Genomic DNA, 19,125 nt, shown 5'->3' on the forward strand with positions numbered 1-19,125 from the left:
TTTCTTTTTTTATATCATATACTTAAACGAAATATCTCTTTCATGTATGAGCAATTCCTACATATATTTTATATAAAGTTACTCTATCAAAAGACGTTTCTTTCTATAATAAGCGTTTTATTCATATAGCATATCATACAGGGAGGAATATATATGGACTATACCGATTTATTAATCAAACTAGGTCTCTCGGCTATTTTAGGATTTGCCATTGGTTTAGAACGTGAATTAAAACGGAAACCACTTGGTTTAAAAACGTGTTTAGTTATTTCTATTATTAGTTGCCTCCTAACGATTGTTTCTATTAAAGCAGCTTATAACTTACCACATACCGATCATATGAATATGGATCCACTTCGACTTGCCGCTCAAATTGTATCAGGAATTGGTTTTTTAGGTGCTGGCGTAATTTTAAGAAGAGGTAACGATAGCATTGCAGGGCTCACGACTGCCGCTATGATCTGGGGTGCTTCTGGTATTGGTATTGCTGTTGGGGCCGGATTCTATATTGAAGCGATATTCGGAATGTGTTTCCTTATGATTGGTGTCGAACTTATACCACTCGCGATGAAATATGTAGGCCCTAGATCATTTCGTCAACGTGATATCGCTGTGAAACTTGTTGTACGAAATATGGACAATATCCCAATCGTAATTGAAGAAATAAAAGAAATGGATATAAAAGTTAAGAATATGAAGCTTAAAACATTAGAAAACGGTTCTCACTATTTACATCTTAAACTATCCATTGATCAAAAAAGACATACTGCTGATGTTTACTATGCTCTCCAGCATCTTGAAAGTGTCCAACAAACTGAAGTGGAAAGTATGTAACGTAAAACAAACTCTCTTTAATTAGAGAGTTTTTCTTTTTTCTATAATGGCAACAATGAATGTAGTCCTACAAAGTAAGGAGGAATAGGCAATTGAAATCCCGTCCGAATTTAGTAGATACATTTCGTGATTCCATTATTTTTCGTTTAATTTGTTTTATTATTGTACTGACTGCTTTTTCCGGTTTTCTTATACATAGATTAGAACCTTTTCATTTCACTACATGGTTTGACGGAATTTGGTGGTCAATCGTTACCATTTTTACAGTTGGATATGGAGACTTTGCTCCCCATACGACGATAGGAAAACTAATAGGTATAAGTATTATTTTATTAGGAACTGGCTTTTGTTCTTATTATATGGTGCTGTTTGCTACTGAAATGATTAATAAACAATATATGAAAATTAAAGGTGAAGAAGCCGCTACTTCTAACGGTCATATGATTATCGTTGGCTGGAATGAGCGCGCAAAACATGTTGTAAAGCAAATGCACGTATTACAACCAAACCTTGATATCGTTTTAATTGATGAAACACTTTCTTTACTCCCAAAACCATTTCATCATTTAGAATTTATAAAAGGTTGTCCGCATCACGATCAAACTTTATTAAAGGCCAATATTGCAACGGCACACACCATATTAATAACAGCTGATAAAGAAAAAAACGAAAGCTTAGCGGATACACAGTCCATTTTAAATATTTTAACTGCAAAAGGGCTCAACCCAAACATTCACTGCATCGCTGAACTTCTTACTTCTGAACAAATACAAAATGCAACGAGAGCTGGCGTGTCAGAAATTATAGAAGGAAATAAATTAACGAGCTATGTATTTACCGCTTCTCTTTTATTCCCTTCCATTTCAGGTGTACTATTTTCACTTTACGACGAAATCTCTGATAATAAATTACAACTGATGGAGCTTCCATCGTCCTGCACCGGACAAACTTTTGCCAATTGTAGCTATACTCTTTTAAAGCAAAACATTCTCTTACTAGGTATAAAGCGCGACGAACAATATATGATTAATCCAGTTCATTCCTTTGTTCTCATTGAAAGCGACATACTCATTGTTATTCACCATTAGTAAAATGTTTTTCTAGTTCTTGCATGAGCACTTTCCCAATATTGATATATTTTCTTTTCACATCTCCATCTGGATCTTTCGGCTCAGCAAATTGATCCATTCCACTCGTTCCAGCTGTTAAAGTATTCACATTATCATCTAGTTCGTCTTGATATACGTGCGAAAGAATATACGGCGTTCCAAGACGAACTATTACGCCTGGTACATCTAGTTCTCCATCAATGGCTGTAAATGGAACTCGTAAAAATTGATACCCATCTTCTTCATCAATTTTGTAATCGAAGCATCCTTTATCATAATCCCAATTACCACCAATGCTATATCCAAGTGGTTTCATAATCTCTTCTAACTTATATAACGCATATGTACGTCCTTCTAAATTTGATTGAATCGGAATCAAGCCCATCCCTCCTAGACTTTTCCTTTAGCATACCCACTTTAGTTTGAATATACTGATGGACTTTTCGATAAAATAATAAAAAGCGACCGGAATCCGGTCGCTTTTTATTATTTTAAACGCTCTTCTAATTCTGCTTTTAATTCTTCAAATCCTGGTTTACCAAGTAAAGCAAACATGTTTTTCTTGTATGCTTCTACTCCAGGTTGGTCAAATGGATTCACGCCTAATAAGTAGCCGCTCATCGCACATGCTTTTTCGAAGAAGTATACAAGGTAACCGAATGTGTACTCATTTAATTCAGGAATATTTACGATTAAGTTTGGTACTCCCCCGTCGCTATGTGCAAGTAATGTACCTTCGTATGCTTTTGTGTTTACGAAGTCTACAGTTTCACCAGCAAGGTAGTTTAATCCGTCTAAATCGTTTTCTTCTGATTCGATTGTTAGTTCATGTGTAGATTTACCTACTTTAAGAACTGTTTCAAATAAGTCACGACGCCCTTCTTGAACGTATTGACCTAATGAGTGTAAATCAGTTGAGAAGTTTGCTGAAGATGGGAAAATACCTTTTTGATCTTTTCCTTCACTTTCACCAAATAACTGTTTCCACCACTCAGCGAAGTATTGAAGTGCTGGCTCATAGTTAACAAGCATTTCAATTGTTTTTCCTTTATTGTATAAAGCGTTACGAACTACTGCGTATTGGTAAGCTGGATTTTCTTCTAGTTCTGATGTTCCGAAGTCATCATGACCAGCAGCTGCACCTTTCATCATCTCTTCAATATTTAAGCCACTTACTGCGATTGGTAATAAACCAACTGGCGTTAATACAGAGAAACGACCTCCAACATCATCTGGAATAACAAATGTTTCGTAACCTTCGTTATCAGCTAATGTTTTTAATGCACCACGCGCTTTATCTGTAGTTGCATAAATACGTTTGCGAGCTTCTTCTTTTCCATACTTTTCTTCTAATAACTTACGGAAGATACGGAATGCTAGCGCTGGCTCTGTTGTTGTACCTGATTTGGAAATAACGTTAATAGAGAAGTCTTTACCTTCTAATACGTCCATTAAATCTTTCATATAAGTGGAGCTAATGTTTTGTCCAACAAATAGCACTTGTGGAGTTTTACGTTGTTCTTTAGAAAGCGTGTTGTAGAAAGAATGGTTTAACATTTCGATTGCTGCGCGTGCTCCTAGGTAAGAACCACCAATACCTACAACAAGTAAAATGTCAGAGTCATTTTTAATTTTTTCTGCGCATTTTTGAATGCGAGCGAATTCTTCTTTGTCATATTGAAGCGGAAGGTCTACCCACCCAAGGAAATCGTTCCCAGCTCCAGTTTTTTCGTGGATTGCGTGATGTGTTACTTTCACTGCATCACGTAAATAAGTGATTTCATGTTCACCGATGAAGGATAACGCTTTAGAATAGTCGAACGTTACATGTGTACTCATCTTTTTCCCTCCAATTATGGATATGTATTTCTGTATTCACTTTAGCGAAACTGAAGTTGTAAATCAAGCGATTAGGCAATTGTAAACGTAACCAATATATATTTTTTAGAAAAAGTTCATTTTTTGCATAAAAATTCGTATTTTTCGGTATAGATGTATATACATCCTTTTCTAAACATTTTTTATGTATAAAAACAACATAACTACCCCATTCTATAAAAGAGTTAATTAACTCATCGCTTGCTCATGCTTCACAATTAAGGGGGGCTTTTTCATGAGTACTTTGCAACGTATCGCATTAGTCTTTACTGTAATTGGCGCTGTGAACTGGGGACTAATCGGGTTTTTCCAGTTTGACTTAGTAGCAGCCATTTTCGGTGGACAAAATTCAGCTCTTGCACGTATTATTTACGGCATCGTTGGTATATCTGGGCTTATCAACCTTGGTTTACTGTTTAAACCATCTGAAAATCTTGGTACGCACCCAGAAACAAACGAAATTCGATAATCAGTATGTCCTTTCACCTCCGACATACGAATATGATTGCATGCAATCATATTTGCAAATATATATCATAAGATAAAGTAAAAGAGGAACGCTCATATGCGTTCCTCTTTTACTTTGTTAACTCGGACTCTTCAATCCATTCTGCCAACTTTTCTCGCAGCGTATTAAATCCGTTTTCAGATGGGTTCGGTATAAGAATCCTTCCTTGTTTTCTTTTCGCCGCTTTTAACGATAAACTCATTTTTCTGTGCTCTTCATCAATTGAAAGTACCTTTACTTCTACTGTATCGCCGACCTTTAAAAAGTCATGAATATCCTTTACATATCCATTTGTAATTTCAGATATATGCACAAGTCCTTGTGTTTCTGCATCTAACGCTACAAACGCACCGTAATCTTGAATTCCAGTCACTTTCCCTGTTACAACCACTCCTGTTGTATATTGTTCTGACATATGAAACACTCCCATACGTTTACCATTCTCTCTACAATTATAGAGAGCAAAGCAGATATATTTATTTTAAATATCCGATTGGTTAGTACGCATTCTAGATAACAATATCTAGAATGCGCATACCTTATATTAGTAAATTATACCACTATGACAGAACTCATTCAAAATTCATGAAAAATTTCCCTTAAAGAAGTATAATTCTCCAATATTGGGATAGACTACTAACACATGGCTTTCTAGTATTCCCCCCCTTTTATGGACAAAACGTATTACGTTTTGTCCTTTTTTTATTTTCAACAAACCGTTCCATTCTCTTCATTGCTTCCATAAGTTGTTCAAGCGACGTCGCATAAGAACAACGAATAAACCCTTCACCACTTTCGCCAAATACGCTACCAGGGACAACAGCTACTTTTTCTTCCAGCAATAACTGTTCTGCAAATTCCGCTGAAGATAATCCTGTTGAAGATATAGAAGGGAAAACATAAAATGCTCCGCCCGGCACATGACACGTTAAGCCCATTTCATTGAAAGATGTCGTCATAAAATTACGACGCTTCTTATAACTATCTCTCATCCGAATTACTTGATCATTCCCCGCACGCAACGCTTCAAGTGCTGCGAACTGAGACATCGTCGGTGCACACATCATGGAATATTGGTGAATTTTGAGCATCAATTCTGAAAACTGAACAGGAGCTGCAATCATACCGAGACGCCATCCTGTCATCGCAAATCCTTTTGAAAATCCTGAAATTAAAATCGTATGCTCGCGCATATTTTTAATACTCGCGAAACTTGTATATGCTTCGTCATATACAAGCTCTGCATAAATTTCATCAGATAATACAATTAGATTGTACTTCTCAACAATCACTGCTATTTCTTCAAGCTCGGATTTATTTAGCATTGCACCTGTCGGGTTATTTGGTGAACAAAGCAAAATCGCCTTTGTTTTCGCTGTAATAGCTGCTTCAATTTGTTCTGGTTGTACTTTAAACTCGTTTTCTAGCTTAGTCTCCACAGGAACCGGAACTCCTCCAGCTAATGTCACAAGTGGTGCATAAGAAACGAAGCTTGGTTCAACAATGAGCACTTCATCATCAGGATTTATAATGGCACGCATCGCTACATCTAACGCCTGGCTCGCTCCAACTGTGACAATGATTTCATCACTTGGATCATAAGATACTGCAAATTGTTTTTTTAGATACTTTGCTATTTCTTGACGGAGCTCCAATAATCCTGCATTTGCTGTATATGACGTATACCCTTGTTCCAAAGAACGAATACATGCTTGCCTTACATTCCAAGGGGTAACAAAATCCGGCTCTCCTACCCCGAGGGAAATAACACCTTTCATATTTGCTGCTAAATCAAAAAATTTTCGAATACCAGATGGTTTTAAAGATTCTGCTGATCTAGATAGTTCAAATTGCTTCATGGTGTCACCACAATTCGCTTATCATCATCGTCTTTTTCATAAATAACGCCCTCATGTTTATACTTCTTCAAAATGAAATGAGTAGTTGTAGAAACGACAGATTCAATTGTTGCTAATTTCTCAGAAACAAACATCGCTACTTCCCCCATCGTTTTACCTTCTAATGTAATAGAAAGATCATATGTCCCTGACATTAAATAAACGGATTTCACTTCTGAATAACGATAAATTTGCTCAGCAACCGCATCAAACCCAACGCCGTGCTTTGGCGTGACTTTCACATCGATCATTGCCGTTAAACCTGTATGTTCTTTCACTTTCGTCCAATCGATATGTGTTACATAATCCACAATAATCTTTTCATTTTCTAATCTCGCAACCATCTTCTTTACTTCTTCTACTTCTATATTTAACAGCTTCGCTAATGTATCTACAGATAATCGACTACTCTTTTCAAGACAAGCTAATAATTCTAATTCTTTTTCTGTCACCATATAAATCATCCTTCCTTTTCGTTTGTGTCTAAATTATACAAATACCCTTTCCAGTTTGAAAAGAAGATTTTTCTATTGAATTATGTCAAAATAAAGTGAAACTTTAATCAGCGGAAAAATGCGTGATAAAGCGAAAGGGGATGGAACCGTGAAACCAAAAATTTATATTGCTGAACCAGTTCCAACATTTGTAGAAAACTATTTATCAGAACACTGTGATTATGAAAAATGGGAGCAAAATGAGAAAGTACCTCGTGATGTTCTATTAGAGAAAATACAAGATAAAGATGGGTTATTAAATTTCGGATCTGCTATTAATGAAGAATTACTGACAGTGGCTCCTAACTTAAAAGTAGTGAGCAACATTTCTGTTGGTTACGATAATTTTGATTTACAAGCGATGAAAAATCGAAAGGTTATCGGAACGAATACACCATACGTATTAGATGATACAGTAGCTGATCTCGTTTTCGCCCTTATGCTATCAGCTGGGCGCCGCGTTTGCGAACTCGATTCTTACGTAAAAAATGGTGAATGGAACGCTGAAATCGGAAAAGAACACTTCGGACTAGATGTACACCATAGCACAATTGGTATTATCGGTATGGGCCGAATTGGAGAAGCCGTTGCAAAACGAGCAAAATTCGGATTTGATATGAATGTTCTTTACTATAACCGCCGTCGTAAAGAAGAAGCTGAACAAAAATTCGATGCTACATATTGTGATTTACAGACGCTACTGAAGCAGTCTGACTTTATTGTTCTTCTTACTCCATTAACAGATGAAACATATCACCTTATCGGAGAAAAGGAATTTTCATTAATGAAAGAAACAGCAATCTTCATTAATGCTTCTCGGGGGAAAACAGTAGATGAAGAAGCGTTAATCCATGCTCTAACAGAAAAGAAAATCTTTGCAGCAGGCATCGATACTTTTACACAAGAGCCAATTCAAAAAGATAATCCACTCTTATCATTACAAAATGTTGTGACTTTACCGCACATCGGATCTGCAACATTAAAAACTCGTCAGCAAATGGCCATGACCGCCGCTGAAAATTTAGTTGCAGGATTACAAGGAAAAACACCGCCTAATATTGTGCGCGGGTAATACTGAATAAACGAAAGGCAAGATGACATCGTCATCTTGCCTTTTTTTGTTAACATATTTTCTTCTTCCTTGGAGATGATATGAACAAAAATCAATGGAGTGACAAAAAATGAATCATAAATATACTTGTCCTTATTTCACTTTTTCCACTCGCGGCACTACTGTTCATTACGAATTGTATGAACATGATAATAAAACAGAACGCCCTACTTTCGTACTCGTTCACGGCTTTTTATCTTCCTCATTCAGTTACCGCCGTCTCATTCCTTTACTAGCGAAGGAAGGAACAGTCATTGCTCTTGATTTACCACCGTTCGGAAAAAGTGATAAGTCTCATCTGTTTAAGTATTCTTATCACAATTTAGCAACGATTATTATTGATTTAATTGAACATTTATCTCTCTCAAACATTGTATTAGTTGGGCATTCTATGGGTGGGCAAATTTCTCTCTATGTAAACCGTATACGTCCTGAACTCATTTCAAAGACGATTTTACTATGTAGCTCGAGCTATTTAGCGCGCGCAACCTTACCTTTACTATACTCTTCTTATTTACCGTTCTTTCATTTATACGTAAAGAACTGGATTATACGGCGCGGCATTGTTCATAACTTAATGAATGTCGTTCATGATCACTCATTAATTGACGATGAAATGAAAAAAGGTTACTCCGCTCCTTTTTATGACAACCGTATATTTCCCGCTTTAACTCGCATGATACGAGACCGTGAAGGTGACTTATCTTCAACTGAATTACAAAAAATCGAAACACCTATCCTACTCATTTGGGGTGAAAAAGACCGCGTCGTCCCTGTACATGTAGGTCATCGTCTACACAAAGATTTACCGAATTCGAAATTTATTTCTTACGAAAACACAGGACATTTACTACCTGAAGAAAAACCGGAACATGTTTATGAAGAAATTATGGCTTTTTCTGCGCAGTAATATAAAAAGGCTGTCGGAAATTCCGACAGCCTACAATGAACAACTTCCGCCTTCTTTTATTACAAGTAATTCCACAGCTAACTTCTCACATTTTTCAAGCGCAGGTACTTCCTCAAAAGACATAAAGTATATATGTTGAATCTTCTTTGCGATGTATTTTGGATCGTCAAACACACTTATGACGTTCACAACATCGCTCGCTTCTGTTTCATAAAACTCCGGTCCCATTTGAAACGGATCCCAATTCTTCACAACCTCTATCATCTTTTCATATGTACCCATTCGCTTCCCGCCTTTTCACTTTTTAATACTTTTCTTTATCCTATCACATCAGCTATTCTATAAGAAGAGAGAGAACTTTCATAACTTATTGGTTTTACAGAAGAAGGGAGCAAACTTATGCAACTATTTCATAAAGCAATCAATCGACGTGGAACGCATAGTATAAAATGGGATACATATAAAAACGAAGAACTTATCCATGCTTGGATTGCTGATATGGATTTTGAAGTACCAAAACCAATTCAAACTGCCTTAAAACAACGAATCGAACATCCGATTTTTGGCTATACACTTCCTCCCGAAAATATTGGGAATATTATTTGTAACTGGACAAAACAACAATACGATTGGGATATTCAAAAAGAATGGATTGTCTTTAGCGCCGGAATCGTTCCAGCTCTTAGTACGAGCATACAGGCTTTCACAAAAGAAAACGAATCCGTTCTCGTACAACCACCTATTTATCCTCCATTTTTCGAAATGGTCACAACAAACAACAGACAGTTATACGTGAGTCCATTACAGAAACAAAATGATACATATGTGATAGACTTCAAGCATTTAGAAAAGCAGTTTCAGCAAGGCATCAAACTCATGCTTCTTTGTAGCCCTCATAACCCAATCGGGCGCGTTTGGACGAAAGAGGAACTTGTGCAGCTCGGATCGTTATGTACTAAATATAACGTAATCGTTGTGGCGGATGAAATTCATTCCGATATTATTTACGCAGATCATAGACATACACCGTTCGCTTCTTTATCTGAAGAATTAGCAGCTCGCACGATTACTTGTATGGCTCCAAGTAAAACATTTAATATCGCTGGATTACAAGCATCGATTATTATCATTCCAAATGAAAAACTCCGTCAAGCCTTTACATCTATCCAATATAGACAAGGCTTCCACGGATTAAATATCTTCGCTTATACAGCGATGCAAAGTGCCTATACAGAATGTAATGATTGGCTAAACGAAATTCGATTATATATAGAAGATAATGCTCAATTTGCTTGTGAATATATTAAAACTCACATACCTGCTCTTTCCGTAACGAAGCCAGAAGGTAGCTTTTTATTATGGATTGATTGTTCTCGTCTAAAGCTTTCTCAAAACGAGCGTACTGCATTACTTGAGGAAAAAGGAAAAATCATTGTTGAACCTGGTGAGAAATATGGGTTAGGTGGCGAAGAACATATTCGAATTAATATCGGCTGTCCACGATCTGTTTTAGAAGAAATTTTAAACAGACTGCGTCATACGTTTTCATAATAAGAAAGGAGTCTGTCCCCCTAATCATTCTTGGACAGACTCCTTTGTAATATTTTGTCGGTAAGTCGATATATTTCAAGTTACGGTCGATATATTCCAATAATCGCCGATATAATTTGAGTTACAGTCGATATATTCCAATAATCGCTGATATATTTTCAATTACATTTCACAAAGAAAGCTACCATTCACGGTAGCTTTTACTTTTTCTTCATATCCGATGCTTTTTTTACAATTACGCCACAAGCAATTCGATCCCCTGATTTACCTGTCGGTTGAGTCATACCATCATCAGGGTTTTCTGTAATAATAATAGACGCTCCATCTTTTCTATGAATCGTCGTTTTTCCTTCTTCAAGTGTGATGTGAGGTGCACCGATTTCCGCTTTAATCTTTCCAGAACCATCTGCAACTACGTTCGGTAAATCACCGTTTTCTGCACCCTTCGGATTAAGAAGACCATGTTTTTTATCATCAGGATTAAAATGATTCCCGGATGATTCAAAACGAGGTGCCTTACACTCTCCAATTTCATGTACATGTAGTCCGTGTGGTCCTGGCGTGAAACCTTCTCCTTTAATCGTAATTTTCACGCCACTTGTTTGCTGCACTACTTTCGCAGTCCCTACTTCATCTCCTGAAGCATTATGTAATTTCACTTCAATTTCTTTCGGCTTTCCTTGGTCACAACCTGCCATCAGAAATAATAAACAACAACTGAAAAAAAGCCGTTTCTTCATTTTATTCCCTCCAAAATATATTCTGCCCTTAGATTGTCCGAGCATAGAGGGAAACATACAAAAATGCATTACTGTTTCTTTTCAGCTAATAGTTTTTCTTCAACTTTCTGCAATCGCTCTGCTTCTCTTTTTGATACACGAATAAACATACGCCACGTGGCAATAGCACCGATAATAAATAGAACGCAAACAATCCCTGGAATAATATATTCTGTTTTATCTTCCGGAAAATATAAAGGCATCATATAGAACACTCCTTATTATAGGATTTATAAAACATCAGAATTTTCTGTTATATCATTTTAAATTATAGTGGAACCTATCCATATTCTCAAGGGGCGTTCTGAAAGCAAATGATTTCTTTGACTCCTTCTCCTACTTTCCTTACTATAAACTTGAGGTGAAAAATATGAGAGAAACATTTGAAATTGGCGAAATCGTTACTGGTATTTATAAAACAGGAAAATACATCGGCGAAGTTACAAATAGCCGCCCTGGCAGTTACGTCGTAAAAGTATTAGCTGTTTTAAAACATCCGGTGCAAGGTGACTTACATAACGTAAAACAAGCTAACGTACCATTTTTCCATGAAAGACGCGCTTTAGCTTTCCGTGAACAGACGAACATTCCAGAGCAAATGGTGAAAAAATATGAAGGAGAAATTCCGGATTATACCGAGTCACTAAAATTAGCATTAGAAACTCAAATGAATTCATTTTCTGAAGATGATTCACCTTTTGCAGAGCGTAGTCTAGAAACATTACAACAGTTAAAGAAAGACTACAAACTCTAAAAAACAAAACGACCAAATTACATAATGTGCAATTTGGTCGTTACTGTGTGCTCACTTTCTTTAACACTTTTGAAAAATCAACAAGTTCTCCTAATGTTGGAGGTGCTGGCTTTACTAAATACTCTTTATCTTTTTCTACTAGTTTAAAAATATTGTACGTCGTCATCGCATCATCAAGCGCACAATGATGCTTCCCTGTCCCTACTTTTCCATACGCCTCAATTGCTTTCCATAATCCTGTTTGATTTCTTTCTCCAAAAAACTTCTTATACTCAAGCGATAAATCACGACACTGTCCGAAGAATGGAAAAGCTATCCCTGCCATTTCACAATTATGTTTCAGCACTTTCATATCCATATTTCCCCACGTTACAATTGTCGGTTTACATTTCGTTTCGTATTCTGCAAGCTTCTTAACGAGTTCAGGAAATGAAATCCCTTTATCCACGACTTCTTGTTTTATTCCTAAAAACTTCTTACATCGATCCGTTAAAGAAGGAAATGTTTTCGGCCTGACATGTGATGAATACGTATCTTCTACCTTACAGCCAGCAACTGAAACGAGTCCTACCTCAATAATCTCTGGAAAAAATCCTTTCGGTTTCTTTCTATGCTGGGGCATCGTAAACTCAAAGTCTAAAAATAAAAATCGTTGTTCATCCATACGATCCCTTCCTTATCATTTTTGTCATTCCTTTCTATTTGAAACTCCTACACGAACAAGCTCGAATGCTAATTCCATTTTAAATATTCAGATTGGATGTATCTTATATATATGTCAAATGCCCACAAATATTTTAAAAAATAAGAAAAAATGACCTATGCAGAAAATATGACAAAATCTCTCCTTTCATTTACATCCGCAGTTTTTCTACTTTATAATGACGTTATGTGTGTTTCATCTAGTTAATATTTGACACACTAAGAAAAATGAATGAAAGGAGATGAGATTTTTGCACGAAACAACGCAAGAACTCGCTAACTGGCAGTATTATTTTGCTATCGCAGTCTTTTTAATTACATATGCCATTATTATTTCTGAAAAAATTAATCGCGCTGTCATCGCACTTCTCGGTGCAGCATTCATGGTAATTGTGGGGGTCGTCGATTTACATAACGCCTTTACGAAACATATTGAATGGGGAACGATTACGCTACTCATCGGTATGATGATTTTGGTGAACATTACGAGTAAATCAGGTGTTTTCCAATACGTTGCCATTAAAGCAGCAAAAGGGGCACAAGGAAATCCAATTAAAATTTTAATTTCCCTTTCCCTACTTACCGCGCTTGGCTCCGCATTTTTAGATAACGTTACAACTGTACTTCTTGTTGTTCCAGTTACTTTATCTATTACGCGCATACTGCAAGTAAATCCTGTTCCTTATTTACTTTCTGAAATTATTTTTTCAAATATTGGAGGAACAGCAACATTAATTGGTGATCCACCTAACATTATGATTGGTTCTGCAAATAAGCATTTAGACTTCAATGCTTTCCTATTAAATCTAGCACCAATCGTAATTATTATTATTGCAGTTACAGCAACAATACTTTACTTCATGTACCGTAAACAATTAATTGCCGATCCTGTACAAGTTAAAAAATTAATGAGCTTAGATGAAAAACAATACATTAAAGATCCAGTATTAATGAAAAAATCTTTAACGGTACTTGGACTTACAATTGTAGGTTTCATGACTCATTCTATTTTCCATATTGATGCCGCTATTATCGCCTTAACTGGTGCTACTGTACTTATGTTAATTGGTGTGAAAGAACATGAAATTGAAGAGGTATTCGCAAGTGTAGAGTGGGTAACAATCTTCTTCTTCGCAGGGCTATTCGTACTTGTTGGAGGACTTATCGATATCGGTCTTATCAAAATGTTAGCTCAAAAAGTAATTGGTATAACAGGCGGAGATATTTCTTACGCATCCATCCTTATCTTATGGGTATCTGGTATCGCCTCTGCAACAATTGATAACATCCCATTCGTTGCAACAATGATTCCACTTATTAACGATATGGCAGTTGGGCTAGGCTTATCACCATCTGACGCACAAATCGATGTATTATGGTGGGCATTAGCACTAGGTGCTTGTCTGGGCGGAAACGGAACATTAATCGGAGCTTCTGCTAACGTAATCGTTGCAGGTATCGCGAGCCGCGAAGGACATAAATTTAGTTACATGGACTTCCTAAAAGTCGGTTTCCCAATTATGATCGTTTCATTAATCATTTCTCACATTTATATTTATTTACGCTATCTTATGTAGTAAAAAAAGCGCTCTGATAATCAGGGCGCTTTTTTACTTATATCTAAAATATATCGACTTATCAACAAAAAAGAAAAATCTACTCTTTATATCTCACCGGTTCATTTCGAATGATAAATAAATGAATCGGTAAGAACACTGAAAATGTGATTACATGAATAATCGTAAATAATATAGAGTTCGTTCCGTATCTGTCTAAAATAGCGTAGATAAGATAAATGGACAATACAATCGATACAGCTGTTGCTAGTAAACTTATAATTGGTACGAAATTAAAAATAAAACATGCAACGTATATACCGAATACTTTCCACCCTGCTTCTTCTTTCAAAAAATCTGGTAATTTATCTTTCGCTAAGTCACCCCATGTCTTACTATTCAAAAACGGAATAAACGCAAGCACCCCGTCCGTTGCACCATCATTTTTCGCCATCGAATAAAGTGCAAAAGCCGTTAACAAATATGAAATAATTGCCCAAATCAATATAACAAGAATAAACGCAAAACTAAGAGCAAAGAAACCTGCTAATACGCCTTGATCCTCCATCTTATCCTCTCCTCTCTACTTTCAACATATTTCATTACATTGCAAGTTATGTTTTAAAATTTATCCAAACTCTTTGTATAATAAGAGAAGAAAGAGAATAAGAGAGGAGCAACACTTATGCATCCATTTGTAAAAGCATTACAAGAGCATTTCACAGCTCATCAAAATCCTGAAAAAGCAGAACCTATGGCTCGTTATATGAAAAATCACTTCCTATTTCTAGGTATTCAAACACCGGAAAGACGCCAATTATTAAAAGACATCATTCAAATACATACTCTCCCAGATCAAAAAGACTTCCAAATTATCATACGTGAGCTTTGGGACTTACCAGAACGTGAATTCCAAGCGGCCGCACTTGATATTATGCAAAAATATAAAAAGCATATAAACGAAACTCATATCCCCTTCTTAGAAGAACTGATTGTCACAAAATCTTGGTGGGACTCTGTCGATAGCATCGTCCCTACATTTTTAGGCGATATCTTTTTAAAACATCCAGAATTAATTTCTGCCTATATTCCAAAATGGATTGCATCAGATAACATATGGTTACAACGTGCCGCTATTTTATTCCAACTAAAATATAAACAAAAGATGGATGAAGAACTTCTTTTCTGGATTATTGGACAACTACATTCTTCAAAAGAATTTTTCATTCAAAAAGCGATTGGCTGGGTCCTTCGTGAATATGCAAAAACAAATCCGGATGTAGTTTGGGAATACGTTCAAAACAATGAGCTCGCTCCATTAAGTAAGCGTGAAGCAATTAAGCATATTAAGCAAAATTACGGAATAAATAATGAAAAAATAGGCGAGACTCTATCATAGATAGACGCGTTCCTCTATTGAGATTTAAAAAAGAACGTGTTAGAATATGTTCATTATTATTAATATAAGTAGCGATGACGGACTTATAAGTACTTGCATAAAAAGCGATTCAGGGATAGTGAAAGCCTGAAGCCGCAAGGAAACGGCAGTCCCGAGCAATACATGATAAAGTGGATGCACCTTTTGTGTATCAACTAGGGTGGAACCGCGGGCAAACGCTCGTCCCTAGGCAAATAAGCCTTGGGATGAGCGTTTTTTTATGTTCTTTTTAGCATATACTGCTCGTTTCCAAAGTATCAGAGTATGTCATCGCCAATACGTTAACTTTCAAAAGGAGGATTTTCTTATGTATTCAATGGAACAAGTTGTAAACTTAGCGAAACATCGCGGTTTTGTTTTCCCTGGTTCTGAAATTTACGGTGGTCTTGCAAACACTTGGGATTACGGTCCACTTGGAATCGAATTAAAAAATAACGTTAAAAAAGCTTGGTGGAAAAAATTCATTCAAGAATCTCCACACAACGTTGGTTTAGACGCAGCTATTTTAATGAACCCTAAAACTTGGATCGCTTCTGGTCACGTTGGTAACTTCAACGATCCAATGATTGACTGTAAAAAATGTAAAGCTCGTCACCGTGCTGACAAATTAATTGAGGATGCTTTAGATGCAAAAGGCATCGAAATGGTTGTTGACGGTCTTACTTTCGACCAAATGGCTGACTTAATGAAAGAACATGAAGTAAAATGTCCTGATTGCGGTAGTGAAGAATTCACTGAAATCCGTCAGTTCAACTTAATGTTCAAAACATTCCAAGGTGTTACAGAGTCTAGCACAAACGAAATCTTCCTTCGTCCTGAAACAGCACAAGGTATTTTCGTAAACTTCAAAAACGTTCAACGCTCTATGCGTAAAAAGCTTCCATTTGGTATCGGCCAAATCGGTAAGAGTTTCCGTAACGAAATCACGCCTGGTAACTTCACATTCCGTACACGTGAATTCGAACAAATGGAACTTGAATTCTTCTGTAAGCCTGGTGAAGATTTAGAGTGGTTTGCATTCTGGCGTGAAACTTGTAAAAACTGGTTACTTTCACTTGGTATGTCTGAAGAGAGCATGCGTCTTCGTGACCACGGTGAAGAAGAGTTATCTCACTACAGTAATGCAACAACTGACATTGAATTCAAATTCCCATTCGGTTGGGGCGAACTTTGGGGCGTTGCATCTCGTACAGACTTCGACTTAAAACGTCACATGGAACATTCAAACGAAGACTTTAACTATATTGATCCACAAACGAATGAGCGTTACGTGCCATACTGCATCGAGCCATCTTTAGGCGCAGACCGCGTAACATTAGCATTCTTATGTGATGCATATGAAGAAGAGCAATTAGAAAACGATTCTCGTACAGTTCTTCGTTTCCACCCTGCTTTAGCACCATACAAAGCAGCTATCTTACCATTATCTAAGAAGCTATCTGAAGGTGCTACTGAAGTATTCGCAGAATTAGCTAAAGACTTCATGGTAGACTTTGATGAAACTGGTTCTATCGGTAAACGTTACCGTCGTCAAGACGAAATCGGTACACCATTCTGTATCACATACGACTTCGACTCAGTTGAAGACAAAGCTGTTACAGTACGTGACCGTGACACAATGGAACAAGTTCGTATGCCAATTAGCGAACTAAAAGGTTTCTTAGAGAAGAAAATCCAGTTCTAATTATAAGAAAAAGAGGCTGCTCGTAAGAGCGCCTCTTTTTTACTTTTCACGTTTTTCTTTAATTGCTACTGTACATCTTGATATACATAGTAAATCATCATTTTCATCAATAATACGAACATCCCAAACCATTGTCGATTGTCCTCTATGTATCGGTGTTCCGATCGCCGTTACAATTCCATCTTTCTTTGAGCGAATGTGGTTTGCATTAATTTCTAATCCGAAACAAATACATTTTTCTTGATCAATTAAATTATATGAACCAACACTTGCCACTGTTTCCGCTAATGCAACCGATGCACCTCCATGTAAAAATCCAAACGGTTGATGCGTACGCTCATCAACAGGCATCGTAGCAACTACCTTATCTTCTGTCATCTCTAACAACTCAATTCCAAGTGAATCCATTAAAGTTTTTGCCATATCGCTTCCCCCTTCTCTTACTTTAATTAAATGTATAATTTTACCTATTTATTTTCAAACTACTTATAACACTTATATAAGGAGGCTTCACCTAAATGAAACAGAAATTTTGTATATTACTGCTTATGTTCTCCTTGCTGACTATTGTACCAAATTGTGCAATAACAGCCAAAGCATCTAACCTGACAATCGATGTTAAGACTGTAACGCAAAAAGGTAAGAAACCTTATATAGAATATCAAATAAATAGGCCTTCTTTTCACAACTTTTCTGATTCTAAATTTCAAAATAAACTCAATTTATACTACAAAAAATCCACTGACAAATTTAAAAACAAATTAGAAAAAGAAGCAAAAAAATATTATAAAGAGACAGTAGGATCTAGTACACCCTTTCATCCGTACGTAGCAAATGTTGATTATAAAGTCTCTTTAAACAAACCACCTTTTCTTAGCCTATATGTGAATTACTATCAATATACTGGCGGAGCACACGGTCTTTATACGTGGAAGGCAAATACATTTGATTTAAACGAAAAAAAGGTGCTGCACTTAGACGATTTATTTCAACAAAAGGATAAATATAAAGATGTAATCCGTGCAGAGATTGTACGACAAATTAAACAAAATGAAAGCATTTATTTTCCTGATGCAACTGAAAAAGTAATGAGTATGAAAAAATTTCACTTCTTTTTAGAGCCAGACAATCTCGTCATTTATTTCCCTTTATATGAGATTGCTCCCTATTCAAGTGGAATTCCGCAATTTCGTATTCCATATACGTTGCTAAGAGACTATTTAAAGCCTTCTTATCAAAATATTTTGATTGACAACAAGTAAATATTTTCGCTACGATAATGTTAACCTAAAAACAACAGGAGGTTAACATTATGAGAAGATTTCATGTTTTAGATTTAGCATTAGCTGCCATGTTCGTTGCTCTTATGGCCATCGGTGCAAATATTGTATCTTGGGCACCTTTCTTACAAGTAGCAGGCATCCCATTATCTATGCAACCATTTTTCGCAATTTTAGCAGGTCTTCTTCTTGGAAGTAGACTTGGTGCCTTATCCATGACTGTATATATGCTCGTTGGCTTAGCCGGCGCACCAATCTTCGCTAACTTCAAAGCTGGATTTGGAGCACTTTTAGATCCTACTGGTGGTTTTATTATCGCATTTATTACCGTTGCTTACGTATCAGGAAAACTAGTAGAACAAAAAGAAAGACCCACTTTCATTACATTTGCAATTGCCTCTTTCACTGGAATTATTTTAACTTATATAATCGGTACTACTTACATGTACGGAGCAGTCAATCTCTTTATGGGCGGTAATATGAGCTATAAAGCTGCTTGGATGATTATGATGTGGTTTGCAGTAAAAGATATTGCATTTACAATTATCGGTGCTATTATCGCACCTCGCATATACTATGCTGTGCGTCGCTCTGCTTATCAGCATTCTCATTCGACGATTTCATAATAAAAAAGAGTTA

General features: G+C 36.4%; 23 protein-coding genes. 12 read left to right on the top strand and 11 right to left on the bottom strand.

The features are described 5' to 3' along the window. Positions 1 to 153: 153 nt before the first annotated feature. Both AC3WVZ_RS23450 and AC3WVZ_RS23455 read left to right on the top strand, forming a co-directional pair. Entirely contained in the window at positions 154 to 834 is a 681-nt protein-coding gene (locus AC3WVZ_RS23450) for an MgtC/SapB family protein (protein ID WP_233935469.1), read from the top strand. A 92-nt stretch (positions 835 to 926) separates the two neighbouring features. Further along, complete coding sequence (locus AC3WVZ_RS23455) at positions 927 to 1,922, top strand: potassium channel family protein (RefSeq protein WP_000842320.1); 996 nt, start codon at positions 927 to 929, stop codon at positions 1,920 to 1,922. Here AC3WVZ_RS23455 and AC3WVZ_RS23460 read toward each other — a convergent pair. Next, complete coding sequence (locus AC3WVZ_RS23460; RefSeq protein ID WP_224200807.1) at positions 1,909 to 2,322, bottom strand: YugN-like family protein; 414 nt, start codon at positions 2,320 to 2,322, stop codon at positions 1,909 to 1,911. The genes AC3WVZ_RS23455 and AC3WVZ_RS23460 overlap by 14 nt on opposite strands. 107 nt (positions 2,323 to 2,429) lie before the next feature. Further along, the gene (locus AC3WVZ_RS23465; protein WP_000103654.1) at positions 2,430 to 3,782 is read right to left on the bottom strand and encodes a glucose-6-phosphate isomerase; all 1,353 of its coding nucleotides are present in this window, start codon (positions 3,780 to 3,782) and stop codon (positions 2,430 to 2,432) included. 274 nt (positions 3,783 to 4,056) lie between these two features. Between AC3WVZ_RS23465 and AC3WVZ_RS23470 the strand changes: the two genes are divergently transcribed. After that, positions 4,057 to 4,290: a DUF378 domain-containing protein gene (locus AC3WVZ_RS23470; RefSeq protein WP_000105788.1), complete on the top strand. Its 234-nt coding sequence runs from the start codon at positions 4,057 to 4,059 to the stop codon at positions 4,288 to 4,290. A 109-nt stretch (positions 4,291 to 4,399) separates the two neighbouring features. Here the strand turns inward: AC3WVZ_RS23470 and yugI are convergent, their stop codons facing one another. The 3 genes from yugI to AC3WVZ_RS23485 all read right to left on the bottom strand — a co-directional run bounded on the left by yugI (position 4,400) and on the right by AC3WVZ_RS23485 (position 6,682). Beyond that, positions 4,400 to 4,744: a S1 domain-containing post-transcriptional regulator GSP13 gene (gene yugI / locus AC3WVZ_RS23475; protein WP_000003764.1), complete on the bottom strand. Its 345-nt coding sequence runs from the start codon at positions 4,742 to 4,744 to the stop codon at positions 4,400 to 4,402. Positions 4,745 to 4,997: 253 nt separating this feature from the next. Next, positions 4,998 to 6,188 (bottom strand): aminotransferase, encoded by a 1,191-nt coding sequence (locus AC3WVZ_RS23480; protein ID WP_233935470.1) that lies wholly within the window; start codon positions 6,186 to 6,188, stop codon positions 4,998 to 5,000. Then, positions 6,185 to 6,682, bottom strand: coding sequence for an Lrp/AsnC family transcriptional regulator (locus AC3WVZ_RS23485; RefSeq protein WP_000255696.1), 498 nt, complete (start codon positions 6,680 to 6,682; stop codon positions 6,185 to 6,187). The genes AC3WVZ_RS23480 and AC3WVZ_RS23485 overlap by 4 nt, the downstream gene beginning before the upstream one ends. Before the next feature lie 118 nt (positions 6,683 to 6,800). Here AC3WVZ_RS23485 and AC3WVZ_RS23490 point away from each other — a divergent pair, with 118 nt between their 5' ends. Both AC3WVZ_RS23490 and AC3WVZ_RS23495 read left to right on the top strand, forming a co-directional pair. Continuing rightward, positions 6,801 to 7,793: a 2-hydroxyacid dehydrogenase gene (locus tag AC3WVZ_RS23490; protein WP_063220136.1), complete on the top strand. Its 993-nt coding sequence runs from the start codon at positions 6,801 to 6,803 to the stop codon at positions 7,791 to 7,793. A 109-nt stretch (positions 7,794 to 7,902) separates the two neighbouring features. Beyond that, positions 7,903 to 8,742 carry an alpha/beta fold hydrolase gene (locus AC3WVZ_RS23495; RefSeq protein WP_001015861.1) on the top strand — a complete coding sequence of 280 codons (840 nt, stop codon included), beginning with the start codon at positions 7,903 to 7,905 and terminating at the stop codon, positions 8,740 to 8,742. Positions 8,743 to 8,772: 30 nt separating this feature from the next. Here the strand turns inward: AC3WVZ_RS23495 and AC3WVZ_RS23500 are convergent, their stop codons facing one another. After that, a complete protein-coding gene (locus tag AC3WVZ_RS23500; protein ID WP_000537641.1) occupies positions 8,773 to 9,024 on the bottom strand; it encodes a YugE family protein in 252 nt (83 codons plus the stop codon). A 117-nt stretch (positions 9,025 to 9,141) separates the two neighbouring features. On the opposite strand from AC3WVZ_RS23500, the gene AC3WVZ_RS23505 reads away from it, so the two are divergent. Further along, the gene (locus tag AC3WVZ_RS23505; RefSeq protein WP_100654990.1) at positions 9,142 to 10,293 is read left to right on the top strand and encodes a MalY/PatB family protein; all 1,152 of its coding nucleotides are present in this window, start codon (positions 9,142 to 9,144) and stop codon (positions 10,291 to 10,293) included. A 200-nt stretch (positions 10,294 to 10,493) separates the two neighbouring features. On the opposite strand, the gene sodC is transcribed toward AC3WVZ_RS23505, so the two are convergent. Both sodC and AC3WVZ_RS23515 read right to left on the bottom strand, forming a co-directional pair. Next, a complete protein-coding gene (gene sodC, locus AC3WVZ_RS23510; protein ID WP_233935471.1) occupies positions 10,494 to 11,033 on the bottom strand; it encodes a superoxide dismutase [Cu-Zn] in 540 nt (179 codons plus the stop codon). Positions 11,034 to 11,101: 68 nt separating this feature from the next. Next, positions 11,102 to 11,278: a hypothetical protein gene (locus AC3WVZ_RS23515; RefSeq protein WP_000982757.1), complete on the bottom strand. Its 177-nt coding sequence runs from the start codon at positions 11,276 to 11,278 to the stop codon at positions 11,102 to 11,104. Between the two features lie 164 nt (positions 11,279 to 11,442). Between AC3WVZ_RS23515 and kapB the strand changes: the two genes are divergently transcribed. Then, entirely contained in the window at positions 11,443 to 11,826 is a 384-nt protein-coding gene (gene kapB, locus AC3WVZ_RS23520) for a kinase-associated lipoprotein KapB (protein ID WP_001209350.1), read from the top strand. A gap of 40 nt (positions 11,827 to 11,866) precedes the next feature. Here the strand turns inward: kapB and kapD are convergent, their stop codons facing one another. Then, the gene (gene kapD / locus AC3WVZ_RS23525; RefSeq protein WP_000344356.1) at positions 11,867 to 12,490 is read right to left on the bottom strand and encodes a 3'-5' exonuclease KapD; all 624 of its coding nucleotides are present in this window, start codon (positions 12,488 to 12,490) and stop codon (positions 11,867 to 11,869) included. Positions 12,491 to 12,779: 289 nt separating this feature from the next. On the opposite strand from kapD, the gene AC3WVZ_RS23530 reads away from it, so the two are divergent. Beyond that, positions 12,780 to 14,105, top strand: coding sequence for an ArsB/NhaD family transporter (locus AC3WVZ_RS23530; protein ID WP_000545209.1), 1,326 nt, complete (start codon positions 12,780 to 12,782; stop codon positions 14,103 to 14,105). Positions 14,106 to 14,184: 79 nt separating this feature from the next. Here the strand turns inward: AC3WVZ_RS23530 and AC3WVZ_RS23535 are convergent, their stop codons facing one another. Next, a complete protein-coding gene (locus AC3WVZ_RS23535) occupies positions 14,185 to 14,652 on the bottom strand; it encodes a hypothetical protein (RefSeq protein ID WP_000390061.1) in 468 nt (155 codons plus the stop codon). Positions 14,653 to 14,769: 117 nt separating this feature from the next. Here AC3WVZ_RS23535 and AC3WVZ_RS23540 point away from each other — a divergent pair, with 117 nt between their 5' ends. Beyond that, a complete protein-coding gene (locus tag AC3WVZ_RS23540) occupies positions 14,770 to 15,483 on the top strand; it encodes a DNA alkylation repair protein (protein WP_000553305.1) in 714 nt (237 codons plus the stop codon). A gap of 346 nt (positions 15,484 to 15,829) precedes the next feature. After that, positions 15,830 to 17,206, top strand: a complete 1,377-nt coding sequence (locus tag AC3WVZ_RS23545) for a glycine--tRNA ligase (protein ID WP_000287147.1) — start codon at positions 15,830 to 15,832, stop codon at positions 17,204 to 17,206. A 39-nt stretch (positions 17,207 to 17,245) separates the two neighbouring features. Here the strand turns inward: AC3WVZ_RS23545 and AC3WVZ_RS23550 are convergent, their stop codons facing one another. Next, a complete protein-coding gene (locus tag AC3WVZ_RS23550; RefSeq protein ID WP_001140612.1) occupies positions 17,246 to 17,629 on the bottom strand; it encodes a hotdog fold thioesterase in 384 nt (127 codons plus the stop codon). Positions 17,630 to 17,724: 95 nt separating this feature from the next. Here AC3WVZ_RS23550 and AC3WVZ_RS23555 point away from each other — a divergent pair, with 95 nt between their 5' ends. Both AC3WVZ_RS23555 and AC3WVZ_RS23560 read left to right on the top strand, forming a co-directional pair. Further along, positions 17,725 to 18,468 carry a DUF3298 and DUF4163 domain-containing protein gene (locus tag AC3WVZ_RS23555; RefSeq protein WP_233935473.1) on the top strand — a complete coding sequence of 248 codons (744 nt, stop codon included), beginning with the start codon at positions 17,725 to 17,727 and terminating at the stop codon, positions 18,466 to 18,468. Between the two features lie 50 nt (positions 18,469 to 18,518). Next, the gene (locus AC3WVZ_RS23560) at positions 18,519 to 19,112 is read left to right on the top strand and encodes a biotin transporter BioY (RefSeq protein WP_233935475.1); all 594 of its coding nucleotides are present in this window, start codon (positions 18,519 to 18,521) and stop codon (positions 19,110 to 19,112) included. Positions 19,113 to 19,125: the final 13 nt, after the last annotated feature.

It is taken from the genome of Bacillus sp. CPT56D-587-MTF, from assembly GCF_058792335.1.